Raw genomic sequence first — 14582 nt, forward strand, 5'->3', positions numbered from 1 at the left:
ATGGCTGAAGGGTGGACCAACGATTAAGTTGATGTATTGACATTGTAAATAGATATTTTGCTGAATCATCCCTTTATTATAAAGCTATCGTTATTAACACGCAGGGGAGATATGTTCCGCTTTCGGAACGAAATAGCGCTCCAAACAGATAAGAAAATTAAAGTCAACATGGGATTGAATACCGACTCCCTCGAACACGGTCAAGGTTTCAGTGTGCAAAAGTTAAGTAGGGCTGTCGTCAAATGCATGATGTACATTTGATGACAGCTTCTTTTTGTGTTAACTGATCTGTTGTATGGTTATTCATCGACTAACAACCCTTTGTAGGAACATCGAAATAAGCCTATCTTTTTAACCCCCATTTAGGAAAGTTGAGTAGTTTGCTATCACTCATTCCAATCAAAAGTTTAAGCTGAAATGTCGGATAGAGCATCTCTATCACTCATTCCAATCAAAAGCACAAAGTGAAATGTCGGATAGAGCGTCTCTATCACTCATTCCAATCAAAAGCACAAAGTGAAATGTCGGATAGAGCGTCTCTATCACTCATTCCAATCAAAAGCACAAAGTGAAATGTCGGATAGAGCATCTCTATCACTCATTCCAATCAAAAGCACAAAGTGAAATGTCGGATAGAGCGTCTCTATCACTCATTCCAATCGAAAGCTCAAAGTGAAATGTCGGATAGAGCGTCTCTATCACTCATTCCAATCAAAAGCACAAAGTGAAATGTCGGATAGAATAGAACCCTCCTACTCAGTCCGATGTTTTGTTCAAATATTCAATTCGAAAAGTTGAATCGAATGTTTCAAACACACTTCTAATATTCATAAAGAAAAGTACTATTGCACAACTTATCCTTCATTGTGCAACGGCTCCTTTTTGCGCTTTACGGGTATTCCAAACTTTGGTAAAATAGCATGAGGATTAATTATATGTAAGCCGTTATGTTGCTAAGGATAATGAAGTTATTAAAGTACAAATTGAAAATATTAACATGATAATACTTTCTATTCAGTTTGGCTAATTTTTTGAAAATTTGACTGCACACACAATGTTTGTTTAGTTGTGTTGAAAGGGGGATGTATGAAACTAAAAATAGCTGGTTTAATAGTTGGTTTATTTACTGGATTTATTATTACAGGGGTATTAAGATTCATTGGGGTTCCTGGTTTGCCAGAGCTGCTTTTTTTAATATTTGGAGAGCCGACTCTTGGTAATAGTATCATTATATTTGCGTTATTAGGATTTCTTTTGTTTATGCTGTTTAGAAAAGATATAAAGAAAAATAAAAATGATCCTGTCTAGTTTGATGGTGATATGTTGTCATCCTTATTATCCTACTTGTCGTTAAAACATAAAATCAGATATGATCATGATAAAGACCCAAAAAGTTAAGCTAAAACATTAACTTTTTGGGTCTACTAAATTATTTTTACAAAAATAGCACATGTCCAGCTAATCTTAAAGGAAAAAGAAGTCCCTAATTCTTCTTCAAGATAGCGGATAGAACGTGAACTCCGGAACAATGCTAGCCATTTTGTCGCCCTAGGATTTAAAAATGAATTTGGACACACTTGATCTAGTCATTGATTCTTTCAGGCCGACTTTTTAATTGATCAATAAATGATCGATCAGGTGTGACAAATAAAGTTTTTTGTTGATCATAAATGACATAGCCTGGTTTGGCGCCATTTGGTTTCTTAACATGGCGAACCTCTGTATAGTCAACAGGGACACTTGAAGATTGACTAGCTTTAGAAAATAAAGCAGCCAATTGTGCAGCCTCGGCTAATGTTTCTTCACTTGGGATATGTGAACGAATTAGGACGTGTGAACCTGGAATATCTTTTGTATGAAGCCAAATATCTCGGGACTCTGCCATTTTTGTTGTTAAATAGTCGTTCTGTTTATTATTTCTGCCTACATAAATAGGTGTTCCATCAGTCGCATAGAACCTTTCAGGACTTGGTTTTTTCGGTTTATTTTTTAGCTTATTATTTTTTCGTTTTACTTTTAAATAACCTTCTTCTCTTAACTCATTTCTTATTTCCTCAATGTCTTCTAGACGTGCTGTCTCTAATTGTTGAATCAGCTGTTCAAAGTAATTGATTTCAGCCCTTGCCTTATCAATCTCTATCTTTAGTTTTCTTTTTGATGTTTTTAATTTTTGATAGGTTTTAAAATAACTTTGTGCATTTTCACTTGGTGTTTTATTTGGGTTTAAGTCAATAGTTATTTCAGCTTGGTTTGGATCGTAGTAATCAATGACCGTGACTTGATGATCGCCTTTTTTTACCAAATGAAGGTGAGCTGTTAAAAGTTCACCATATTTTTGATAGCTCTCTGCCTGCTCCGCCTTTTTTAATGTTTGCTGTTGTTTCTTAATTTTACGTTGATTTCGCTCCCACTCATTTCTAAGTAAACGATTAAGATCGCCTGCTTGTTGCTTAACTCGATCACGACTAGCTTTATCTTGATAAAATTGATCAATCATTCCACTTACTGTCTCAAATCTTTCAATTTTTCCAGTGAAAGATTCGAGTTCAAGGACATGAAAGTCTTCTTTCTTATCGTGGTGGATAAGTGGAGAAAAATCTCCCTGTTTAACTTGATCAAGTCGCTTAACAAGTGAATGAGTAACGGATTGAGCGGAATCTGTTTCAGCACTCATACACACGTCATTAGCAATTAATGGTGAGATTCCCATCAAAGACTGAACAAGAGTCTGAGCGAATGGTTTATCTGATTGACTGAGGATATCTAAAATCGTCGATTGATCTGCTGTCAAAGGATTTATTTTATTTTGAGCAGGTGGATACAGATAGTTTTGTCCAGGCAAAACAGTACGATAACGACTCTGGTTTGGAGATATATGCTTAATACTGTCTAAAATATGAGTCTTTTCCTGATCAATTAAAATAATGTTGCTATGTTTACCCATGATTTCAATCATGAGTTTTTTCTTGACTTCATCACCAATTTCATTTTTACCCCGAAGATAAAACTCAATGATTCGTTCATTCTCATATTGTTCAATGGACTCAATAAAACTTCCCACTAAATGCTTTCTTAAAACCATGCAAAACATCGGCGGTTCAGCTGGATTTTGATATTTTGACTGGGTCAAGTGAAGCCGTGCATAGGTTGGATGTGCCGATAACAATAATTGATAATTCTCACGGTTATTCCTAATTAAAAAAATGAGTTCCGTGTTTGTCGGTTGAAATATTTTTAAAATACGGCCAGAAGAAAGTTGTTGATTTAATTGTCTAGTAACTGCATTTGTAACGATACCGTCAAATGCCATAATGATCACCCCATTTCACATATTATAGCATGTTTTGCTTTGGACATGCATATGATCAATACGAGCAAAAGGTATTGGGGGGATACTTTGTGAAATGGTATGCGGAGACCGTGCCTGACATATTAAAGAATTTTGGTAGTCAAGTTGACACTGGATTATCTAATGGAATTGTAAAAAAAAGATTAAAGCAATTTGGTGAGAACCAACTGGCTGAGCCCAAACGTCAACTAGGAATCGCATTGTTTTTCAAGCAGTTTAAAGATTTTATGGTCATTGTACTGCTGATTGCAACGTTTATTGCAGCTTATTTAGGTGAAGTTATCGATGCAATCGTTATTGTTATCATTGTCTTGATCAATAGTTTACTAGGCTTTCTTCAAGAACAACGTGCTGAAAAATCACTCGCTAAACTGAAACAGATGGCAAATCCAGTTGCCAATGTTCGAAGAGACGGTCAATGGGTCACGATCCCTTCAAATGAAGTTGTTATTGGTGATATCGTCCGATTGAAAAGTGGTGACCGAGTTGTTGCAGATATGAGAATTATTAACAGTACTCATTTATCTATTGAAGAATCGGCAATAACAGGGGAAACATTACCAATTGCTAAAACAAGTGAAGTGATTAGGCAAGAGCAATTAAATATTGGGGATCAAACAAACATGGCTTTTATGAGTTCACTTGTAACAACAGGTCATGGTATTGGTGTGGTGGTTGCAACAGGAATGGACACCATGGTCGGGCAAATTGCAGATTTAATCGTTCAATCACCTAAACAAAAAACACCATTAGAAAAAAGGTTGCAGTATTTAGGAAAATTCCTTATTTTTATTTCAATATTACTCACTTCATTAGTTGTTGCGATCGGGATATGGCAGGGACAACCAGCCTATCAAATGTTTCTTTCCGGTATTTCATTAGCCGTTGCTGTTATTCCAGAGGGGCTTCCGGCCATTGTAACAGTCGTTTTATCACTTGGTGTTCAGAGAATGATTAAGAAAAAAGCCATTGTTCGAAAGTTAAATGCCGTTGAAACACTTGGCAGTACTTCCGTAATCTGTTCAGATAAAACAGGCACATTAACTGAAAATCGGATGACTGTTGTTGACCTATATTTAAATCAGCGTCACTTTGAAGTTAGTGGCGGCTATCGTCTAACTGGATTAATCACGCAAACCGCCAATCAAACAGAATCCAAGATGTTGGATCGGCTGTTAAGCTACAGCTCTATCTGTGGTAATGCTGATTTAATTGATAAGCCTGATGGCCCAATAATTGAAGGTGACCCAACTGAGGTTGCGATTATGATGGCAGCTGCTAAAAAAGATCTAAACCTGATTCGGAATGAGCAAATCAATAAGATTATTGATTTTCCATTTGATTCAACGAGGAAAAGGATGTCTGTGGTCATCAAGGACAATAACCAGTATATTGGAATTGTTAAAGGCGCACCTGATTTATTACTACAAAGAGCAAATCAAATCGAGGAAAATGGACAGGTCATCAAGCTTGATCAAAAACGGCGTCAAAGAATTGAAGCGGAAATAAAATCCATGACCCAAAAAGCTTACCGTACAATCGCACTCTGTATTAAGCCCCTTCAAAAGGTTGATCAGATTAAAGTAGAGCAAGTTGAACAGGATTTGATATTTGTCGGCTTGATTGGAATGGTCGATCCACCCCGACCTGAGGCAAAGCAGGCTATTGAGCAATGTAAACTAGCTGGTATCAAAACCATTATGATAACAGGAGATCATGCAGAAACAGCGAGTGCGATTGCTAAAGAATTAATGATTCTTCCTGCAAATGGACAAGTGATAACGGGTGAAAAACTAGATCAAATGTCAGATGAGCATCTAGCTCAACAACTTGATCATACTTATGTCTTCGCACGTGTTACACCAAGGGATAAATTAAGGATTGTCCAAGCTTTACAAAGTAATGGACATGTCGTTGCAATGACAGGTGATGGTGTGAATGATGCTCCGGCACTGAAGACCAGTGATATTGGAGTTAGTATGGGGAAAGCTGGTACAGATGTAGCCAAAGAAGCTTCTGATTTGATTTTATTAGATGATAACTTTGCTACGGTAGTAGGTGCTGTAGAAGAGGGGCGACATATTTATGAGAATATTAGGAAATTCATTCGTTATTTATTAGCTTCCAATGTTGGTGAGATATTGGTTATGTTATTTGCTATGATTGTTGGGCTTCCTTTGCCATTGCTGCCTGTGCAAATTTTATGGGTTAATCTTGTTACAGATGGTTTACCCGCCTTAGCATTGGGCATGGATCAGTCTGAAAAGGATTTAATGGAACAAGCCCCTCGACCGTTAAAAGAAGGTATTTTTGCACGAGGGCTTGGATTTAAAATTATATCGAGGGGTTTTCTAATTGGGATGGTTAGTTTTATAGCCTTTGTTATCGCTTATCAAAATGGCGCACAGTCACTGCCTTATGCGAGAACGATTGCTTTTATGACTTTAGTTATAGCACAACTGATACATGTCTTTGATTGTCGAAATCATCGATCTATTTTTGATCGTCACCCGTTTGGTAATCGCTATTTAGTTGTTGCCGTTCTTTCTTCTGTTGCATTACTGATTCCAGTTATATATATAACTCCTATTCAGACAATCTTTTATACGGTTGCTTTAACAGGTAAGGATTGGTTGACCATTTTAGTGTTTAGTTCAATTCCAACGATTATTTTTGGTTTTACAAAACGATAGAAGATTGTGTATAATGTTTGATAACAAAGGATAGCCTAGTTTGACTATCCTTTTTCTTTTTCCTTTTATTGAATGCCATTCAATAAAAGGCTTTAATCCATATAGGATGTGAAAAAAATGGTTCTAAGTATGACCGGTTTTGGTCAAGTTAAGCGGGTAGTCGGTGAGACAAAACTAAATGTTGAAATCAAAACAGTTAACCATCGTTTTTTGGATCTTTCATTAAATATGTCTACCTTATTTAATCCATATGAGGAACAAATTAAAGCTGTGATCCGATCACACTTTAAACGAGGCCGCATAGAGTTATACATATCTAGCGAAGGAAAATCGTTAGAAAATCAAACGATTATGATTAATTGGGCACTTCTAGATCAGTACCATCAAGTGATTGAATCTATTGAAACGACCTATCCAGAAACTTCTCATCTGCTAACGAAAGGTCTTCCAGAATTTACAGATGTTCTTCAAGTAACTAAGGAGGAGCAGAAGAATAATCTATTGTTCGATGAAATCATTGAGATGGTTAAAGAGGCTTGTACACAGGTGAAACAGATGCGGTTGATAGAAGGCAAAAAATTAGCAAAGGATATTCATAGTCGGGTAGAGCAGATAAAAGAGTTAGTTGACAAATTAGCTGCTTTACGTTTAGATATTAAAGATAAGCACTATCAACGGATGGTTGAGCGGTTAAACGATTTATTAGCTAAGCAAGGTCTGTCACAAGATGAACGATTCTATCATGAATTAGCAATAATTGCTGAAAAAGGAGATTTGACTGAAGAGCTGATCCGAATTGACAGCCACACTAATCAAATCGAATCCTCGTTAAAGGCAGATGGTGAAATCGGTAGAAATCTGGATTTTATTTGTCAGGAATTAATTCGCGAGGCAAATACAATTGGTTCAAAGGCAAATGATCCTATTATTAGTGAATATGTTATTGAATTGAAGGCAACAATTGAAAAAGTAAAAGAACAAGTTCAAAATATAGAATAATCGTTTTAAATTTTGTTTATTTATACTATAATGAGAAGGATAAGATTCAATAAGGGATCGATAATTTAATTGAATCTAGGAGGGGAATTAAGTTGAATTTAAGGTTAATTAATGTTGGCTTTGGAAATGTAGTTTCAGCCAATCGAATTATTACCATCGTTTCACCAGAATCAGCACCGATTAAAAGAATTATTTCAGTAGCTAGAGATAACAATAAATTAATAGATGCTACTTATGGACGAAGAACTCGTGCAGTTATTATTACAGATAGTGATCATATCGTTCTATCTGCCGTTCAGCCTGAAACTGTTGGACAACGTGTACTCACCCATGAAGAAGAACTGGATGAATAATAATGTTGTGTTACTCAGTTGAAAAAGGGGTTTAACGCGACTAACCTTTCATATCTTACGAATAGGAAAAATAAATCTGTTTATCAAAGGATAGGCAAATTTAAGTTTTTACAGCATTGGAAGGTATACTGATCTATGGCTCGTGACACAAGTGATTTTGCCATAAGACCTTGTCGATTTGCTAAGTTTTTTTGAAAGATTAAATAGGATCACAGGGTGAATGAAGTCCTGTTGATTGTTAGAATGTAGGGGGATCAAATCGTTGATTGAGCAGAAAGGGATTTTATTTATTTTATCAGGACCATCTGGTGTTGGAAAAGGGACTGTAAGAAAAGCTTTATTTGAAAAAAATACGACTTTACAGTATTCTATCTCAATGACAACACGTTCAAAGAGATCGGGTGAACAAGAAGGTGTTGATTATTTTTATCGTTCTAAAGAAGAATTTGAAGAAATGATTAAAAATAATCAATTACTTGAGTATGCAGAGTACGTAAATAATTATTATGGGACACCTCGTCAATATGTAGAGGAAACGCTAGATCAAGGAAATGATGTTTTTCTTGAAATTGAAGTTCAAGGTGCCCTTCAAGTTAAGGAAAACTTTCCAGAAGGTGTTTTTATCTTCTTATCACCACCGAACTTGGAGGAATTAAAAAACCGAATTATTAGCCGGGGAACAGAAACGGAAGCCCTTGTGATGAATCGTTTAAGAGCAGCTAAAGATGAAATTGAACTCATGGATGCCTATGATTATGTCGTTGTTAACGATTATGTTGATCATGCAGTTGAAAAAGTTCAAGCCATTGTAAAAAGTGAGCACTGTAAACGAGAACGAGTCGCAAGCCAATATAAAAAATTGTTGGAGGTGACCCAATTATAATGTTAGAGCCATCGATTGACCAATTACAAACAAAGATTAACTCGAAATACACTTTAGTCACACTATCAGCTCAACGGGCACGACAAATTAAGAATCATAAAATTCTACAAATTGAAGAACCAAAATCAGTGAAAAATGTCGGTATTGCCTTAGAAGAAATTTACGCAGGGAAATTAACTTATACTTCTGCCGATTGAAATAAAAGACAGTGAGAGACTCGTCTAAAAATGAACCCCTCGTTTGCCATTTGACAGACGAGGGGTAAATTTATTATTAAGCTGAGAATACTAGTGACTTCGGTCATTAGTACTTCAATCATACATGCTATTCACTTATAATCAAATCTAATAAAGGATGAGATCAAATGTTAGCAAATAAGAAAATTGTTTTAGGTGTAACAGGTGGAATTGCTGCCTACAAGGCCATTGCTTTAACAAGTAAATTGTCACAAGCGGGTGCGGTTGTTCAAGTTATTTTAACTGAAGGCGCCCAACAATTTGTCACCCCCCTTTCATTTCAAGCTATTTCTAGACAACCTGTCTATTTAGATACTTTTGATGAACTTGATCCTAAAAAAATTCAACATATTGATTTGGCAGATTGGGCAGATCTATTTATTATTGCTCCGGCAACAGCAAATATCATCGGTAAATATGCCAACGGGATTGCTGATGATATGCTTTCAACAACTTTATTAGCAACAAAGGCACCTGTTTACATTGCTCCAGCGATGAATGTTGATATGTATCAACATCCAGCTGTTCAACACAATCTTGATATTTTAGCCAAGCGAGGCGTTCAATTTGTTGATCCCAATGAAGGTTATTTAGCCTGTGGTTATACTGGGAAAGGTCGTTTGGCAGAACCAGAAGAGATTGTCGCATATTTAGAAAAAAAATTAACGCAAAAAAAATTATTAGCAGGCAAAAAACTTTTGGTTACAGCAGGTCCCACCCAAGAGCAAGTTGATCCAGTTAGATATTTAACAAACTATTCATCTGGAAAAATGGGCTTCGCGATTGCAGAAGTAGCAGCAAATATGGGAGCTGATGTCACATTGATAGCCGGTCCTGTTCATTTGCCAACACCTAATGGAGTGAATCGAGTTGATATTATTTCAACTGAGGAGATGTATCAAACGGTTCTAGAGCAATATCCTGATCAGGATATTGTCATTAAATCAGCCGCGGTTTCTGATTATCGTCCAGTGACTCAATATAAGGAAAAATTAAAGAAACAAGCTGAACGAATGACTTTAGAATTAGAAAGAAACCATGATATTCTAAAAACGTTAGGTGAGCAAAAGGAGCGGCAATATTTAGTTGGCTTTGCCGCAGAAACAAATGATGTTAAGCATTATGGTCAAGAGAAATTGCTCAAGAAAAACTTGGATGCCATTGTTATTAATGATGTTTCTAAAGAGGGGATCGGTTTTGGATCGGATAATAATGAAGTGCTTATTTTAACAAAGGATGGTACAGAAATAAAAGTTGATCAAACGAGTAAAGTAGCGATTGCTAATCACCTCCTTAACCATATTGCTGATCAAATAGGAGTAGAAGGCGAGTGAATATCGCCAAAGTTGTTGTCGATGTACCCGCATCACAAACGAATAAAATTTATGACTATTCGATCCCAGAGCATTTAATTGGAATAATTGAAGTTGGTATGCGTGTTATTGTTCCATTTGGTCCACGGACCATTATGGGTTATGTATTGGACTTAACGGACCATTCAGATGTTAAACAATTAAAAGCAATCAAAAGTTTGATGGATTTTTCACCGATCTTAACGAAAGAACTCATTCAATTAGGAAAATGGCTCGCTGACTATACGATGAGCTTTTATATTTCGGCTTTTCAAGCCATGCTGCCGCAAGCTTTAAAGGCGGATTATCAAAAGTTACTCCATCGCTTAACAACTGCTTTATTACCTGAACCACTAGAAATTGCTTTTGCAGGAAGAGATTATCTTGATGTTGAAGAATTAAATAAATTTGACCTTCCTTTAACGATCGTAAAGAAAAGCATTGCAGATGGTGATGTGGAGATGATCTATCAGGTTAATCGCAGGGATAATTATAAAAAACAAATGATGGTAAAAAAGAGTGCAACAATTGAGCAGTTAGATGAATATGGAGCTAATTTATCCAATCGGGCAAAAAAACAACGGCTACTTGTTCAATATTTAGCTGATCTCAATGAACCCATCTCATTAAAAACGTTTTTGGCAAAAATGAAGACAACACGGCAGACCCTTCAACCCCTTATTGATCAGAAGCTAATTAAGCTCTATGAGGAAGAGGTCTATCGTCACCCCTTTGATGATCAGAGCATTCAGAGAACTGAGCCATTAGCATTAAAGGAACAACAAAAAAAGGCACTAGAATCAATTACTGCAACATGTAGCGAACAATCACATGATGTTTTTGTTTTACATGGTGTAACAGGCAGTGGCAAAACAGAAGTTTATTTACAAGCTATTGCTCATGTGATTAGAGAAGATAAAGAAGCCATTGTACTAGTACCTGAAATTTCACTCACTCCACAGATGGTCAATCGTTTTAAAAGCCGATTTGGTTCAGATGTCGCTGTTATGCATAGTGCCTTGTCAAAAGGGGAACGCTTTGATGAGTGGAGAAAGATTCATCGTAAAGAAGTTAAAGTAGTTGTAGGAGCACGAAGCGCCATCTTTGTTCCTTTTGAGAATCTTGGTTTAATCATCATTGATGAGGAGCACGAAGCAAGTTATAAACAAGAAGATCATCCACGCTATCACGTAAAGGATGTGGCGATTGAACGGGCTAAATACCACAGCTGTCCAGTGGTTCTTGGCAGTGCAACACCATCATTAGAGACCTTTGCCCGAGCGCATAAAGAAGTTTACCAGTTGTTACCGATGCCTGAGCGAAGTAATTTTAGTGAGATGCCTCATGTTGAAATTGTCGATATGCGTGATGAATTACATGCGGGTAACCGAACGATGTTCTCAAGAAAGCTCAAAGAAACGATTGAGGATCGATTAGCTAAAAAGGAACAAATCGTTTTGTTCCTGAATCGTCGTGGCTACTCAACATTTGTGATGTGTCGTGATTGTGGAGATGTGATTCAATGTCCACATTGCGATATTTCTTTAACCTATCACCGTAAGCAAAATCGGTTGAAATGCCATTATTGTAATTATCAAGAAGCTGTACCTACTCAATGTCCGAGTTGTGAAAGTGAAACGATTCGTTACTTTGGGACAGGGACTCAAAAAATTGAAGAGGCACTTAATCAGTTGATTCCTGAAGCACGTATTATTCGAATGGATGTTGATACGACAACGAGAAAGGGATCACATGAACGTTTACTTAAACAATTTGGTCAAAAACAAGCAGATATTTTATTAGGAACACAAATGATCGCAAAGGGATTGGATTTTCCAGATGTGACGCTGGTTGGTGTCCTCGCAGCAGATAGTTTATTAAACTTGCCAGATTTTAGAGCTGCCGAAAGGACCTTTCAATTGTTAACACAAGTGAGTGGAAGAGCAGGTCGTCATAAACTTGTCGGAGAAGTGATTATTCAAACGTATACACCAGAACATTACAGTATTGAATTTGCTCGAAATTATGATTATCAAGGTTTTTATGAACGAGAAATGGCATTGAGAAAAGCGTTTCAATATCCGCCTTATTATTATTTAACGTTAATTACTGTTTCGCATCCAAATATCAATAAAGCGCAAGAAGTGACTAGAACGATTAGTCAGCTTTTAGGTAAATATTTATCAAGTGAGACGAAAATTCTGGGTCCAACACCTTCTCCGATTGAGCGGATTAAGAATCGCTATCGTTTTCAATGCATGATAAAATATAAGAATGAACCGAATCAAAGAGAGGTATTAGCCAGAATTTTACTCTATTATGAAGAAATGATGCGTAAAAATGATCTATTGATTCAAATTGATCTTCAGCCCTATCAATTAATGTAGAGAGAGGTTTTAGTGTGAAAAAAATAGTTTTTATGGGGACACCTGATTTTTCAGTTCCGATTTTACAACAAATCATTAAAGATGGTTACCAGGTTGTATTAGTTGTGACACAACCTGATCGACCGAAGGGGAGAAAGCGTGTATTAACGCCTCCACCTGTAAAAGCAGAGGCGATCAAGCATAATATAGCAGTCTATCAACCTGAAAAAATTCGTGAATCTTATCATGAGGTCCTAAAATATGAACCCGATCTTATCGTGACGGCTGCATTTGGTCAAATTTTACCGAAAGGACTACTTGATAAACCCAAATATGGTTGTATCAATGTTCATGCCTCATTGCTACCTGAACTTAGAGGAGGGGCACCCATTCATTATGCAATTATGCAAGGAAAGAAAGAAACAGGTATTTCAATTATGTATATGGTAGAAGCCCTAGACGCTGGAGGTGTTTTATCACAAGTAACTGTTCCAATTGAAGAAAATGATCATGTAGGTACCCTGCATGACAAGCTGGCAGAGGCAGGTGCTCAGCTTTTACAACAAACCTTACCAGCAATTTTTGATCAATCCATTCAAGCGGTCGAGCAAGAGAATCAAAAAGCAACATATGCTCCAAACATCACAAGGGAGCAAGAAAAAATTGATTGGACGAATTCAGCTGAGGTGATTTATAATCAGGTGCGAGGATTGCACCCTTGGCCAGTTGCAAGTACAACGATTGATGGGGAAAATCTTAATATTTGGTGGGCAGAACAAACAACGTTTGAAAAATCAGCCGAGCCTGGCGAAATTGTTAAAATAACTGACGATGGTTTAATTGTTGCTTGTGGACAAGATAGTGCGATTAAAGTGTTAGATATTCAGCTCGCAGGTAAAAAGCGGATGACCGTTAAAGATTTTTTAAATGGTAGTAGTGAACGATTTAAGGTTGGCCAAAGATTGGGGTTAGGTTATGAGTAAGTATCAACTGAGAACGACAACTTTGGAAGTATTAGTAAGAGTTGGCGATAGCGGGGCGTTCAGCCATTTAATCATTGACCAAACGCTGCGTAAAAGAAGCTGGTCAAAGCAAGATCAGGCTTTATTTACTGAACTCGTTTATGGCACTTTACAGCATAAACTCACATTGAACTATTTTTTACAACATTTTGTTAAATCGAACAAAAAAATAGAAAATTGGGTAAAATGGTTATTATATTTATCATTTTATCAAATGTATTATTTAGATAAAATACCTGACCATGCCATTATTCATGAAGCGGTTGAAATTGCTAAGCAGAAAGGTCATCAAGGAATTGGCAAATTTGTTAATGGGGTATTAAGAGAAGTGCAACGTCAAGGTTTTCCAACTTTTGCTCAGATTGAAGATCCAATTGAACGCTTCGCAATTGAGATGAGTCATCCAAGTTGGTTAGTTGAGCGATGGATTGATGCCTATGGTGAAGAGAAAGCAAGATCTATTTGTTTAGCTAATCTACAAACAAAGCCAATTAGTATTCGAGTGAATCCGCTCAAAGCGACAAGGGAACAGGTAATGGAGCAACTAACCATTGATGGTTGCCATGTTGAAGCTTCACTTTTTTCTAAACAAGGAATTATTGTTGAAAAAGGGCAGATTTTGTCTCATCAACTTTTAAAAGCAGGAGCCTTTTCAATTCAAGATCAAAGTTCAATGCTTGTTGTTGAAATGATGGATCTTAAACCTGATCAACAAGTATTAGATGCATGTAGCGCACCAGGTGGCAAAGCTACTCATATTGGGGAAAAATTGAATAACACTGGTCATGTTTATGCCTATGATCTGCACGAAAAGAAGGTAAATCTTGTTCAAAGAAAAGCGGAAGAACTAGGATTAATAAATATTCGGGCAAAAGCATTAGATGGTCGATTATTAAGCAATGAATATGAGCGAGATACTTTTGATCGAATTTTAATCGATGCTCCTTGTTCAGGCTTTGGTGTGATTCGAGGAAAGCCGGACATTAAATACTCAAGAACGGCAGATGATGTTGAATCATTAGCACAAATCCAATATGATTTATTAGAAAAAATTGCTCCACTACTCAAAAAGAATGGTAAACTTTTATATAGCACATGCACAATTGACCCGACAGAAAATGAAGCAGTTATGACTGAATTTTTAATGACCCATCATCAGTCATTTGAAATTGACCCTGAATTTTTTGAACAATTACCTGAGTTTTTAGCAGAGGGACAAGGGATATCACCAGTCGGTCTGCAAATTTTTCCTGATGATTATAATTCTGATGGATTCTTTATAACTCGTTTAAGGCGAAAGCAAGATGAGGGTTAATTCAGTAATGATTA

The 14582-nt window shown here is 36.6% G+C and carries 11 protein-coding genes; 10 read left to right on the plus strand and 1 reads right to left on the minus strand.

Translation table 11 applies throughout. The features are described 5' to 3' along the window. Nucleotides 1–1086: 1086 nt before the first annotated feature. Complete coding sequence (locus ACS127_RS11750) at nucleotides 1087–1308, plus strand: hypothetical protein (RefSeq protein ID WP_440895233.1); 222 nt, start codon at nucleotides 1087–1089, stop codon at nucleotides 1306–1308. Nucleotides 1309–1582: 274 nt separating this feature from the next. On the opposite strand, the gene ACS127_RS11755 is transcribed toward ACS127_RS11750, so the two are convergent. Next, nucleotides 1583–3310, minus strand: coding sequence for an Rqc2 family fibronectin-binding protein (locus tag ACS127_RS11755; RefSeq protein ID WP_440895234.1), 1728 nt, complete (start codon nucleotides 3308–3310; stop codon nucleotides 1583–1585). An 89-nt stretch (nucleotides 3311–3399) separates the two neighbouring features. Here ACS127_RS11755 and ACS127_RS11760 point away from each other — a divergent pair, with 89 nt between their 5' ends. From ACS127_RS11760 to rsmB, 9 genes are all read left to right on the plus strand, one after another. Beyond that, entirely contained in the window at nucleotides 3400–6042 is a 2643-nt protein-coding gene (locus ACS127_RS11760; RefSeq protein ID WP_440895235.1) for a cation-translocating P-type ATPase, read from the plus strand. 117 nt (nucleotides 6043–6159) lie between these two features. Then, nucleotides 6160–7041, plus strand: coding sequence for a YicC/YloC family endoribonuclease (locus ACS127_RS11765; RefSeq protein WP_440898127.1), 882 nt, complete (start codon nucleotides 6160–6162; stop codon nucleotides 7039–7041). Between the two features lie 92 nt (nucleotides 7042–7133). Beyond that, nucleotides 7134–7394 (plus strand): extracellular matrix/biofilm regulator RemA, encoded by a 261-nt coding sequence (remA, locus tag ACS127_RS11770; RefSeq protein WP_440895236.1) that lies wholly within the window; start codon nucleotides 7134–7136, stop codon nucleotides 7392–7394. A gap of 262 nt (nucleotides 7395–7656) precedes the next feature. Then, a complete protein-coding gene (gene gmk, locus ACS127_RS11775; RefSeq protein WP_440895237.1) occupies nucleotides 7657–8277 on the plus strand; it encodes a guanylate kinase in 621 nt (206 codons plus the stop codon). Beyond that, the gene (rpoZ, locus tag ACS127_RS11780) at nucleotides 8274–8474 is read left to right on the plus strand and encodes a DNA-directed RNA polymerase subunit omega (RefSeq protein ID WP_440898128.1); all 201 of its coding nucleotides are present in this window, start codon (nucleotides 8274–8276) and stop codon (nucleotides 8472–8474) included. Before gmk ends, rpoZ begins: the two co-directional genes overlap by 4 nt. A gap of 167 nt (nucleotides 8475–8641) precedes the next feature. Further along, a complete protein-coding gene (gene coaBC, locus ACS127_RS11785) occupies nucleotides 8642–9847 on the plus strand; it encodes a bifunctional phosphopantothenoylcysteine decarboxylase/phosphopantothenate--cysteine ligase CoaBC (RefSeq protein ID WP_440895238.1) in 1206 nt (401 codons plus the stop codon). Next, nucleotides 9844–12252 (plus strand): primosomal protein N', encoded by a 2409-nt coding sequence (gene priA, locus ACS127_RS11790; protein ID WP_440895239.1) that lies wholly within the window; start codon nucleotides 9844–9846, stop codon nucleotides 12250–12252. The genes coaBC and priA overlap by 4 nt, the downstream gene beginning before the upstream one ends. A gap of 14 nt (nucleotides 12253–12266) precedes the next feature. Further along, nucleotides 12267–13214, plus strand: coding sequence for a methionyl-tRNA formyltransferase (fmt, locus tag ACS127_RS11795; RefSeq protein WP_440895240.1), 948 nt, complete (start codon nucleotides 12267–12269; stop codon nucleotides 13212–13214). After that, a complete protein-coding gene (rsmB, locus tag ACS127_RS11800; RefSeq protein ID WP_440895241.1) occupies nucleotides 13207–14568 on the plus strand; it encodes a 16S rRNA (cytosine(967)-C(5))-methyltransferase RsmB in 1362 nt (453 codons plus the stop codon). Before fmt ends, rsmB begins: the two co-directional genes overlap by 8 nt. The last annotated feature ends 14 nt before the right edge of the window (nucleotides 14569–14582 follow it).

The sequence above is a fragment of the Amphibacillus sp. Q70 genome (genome assembly GCF_052055485.1).
Taxonomy (GTDB): Bacteria; Bacillota; Bacilli; order Bacillales; family Amphibacillaceae; genus Amphibacillus.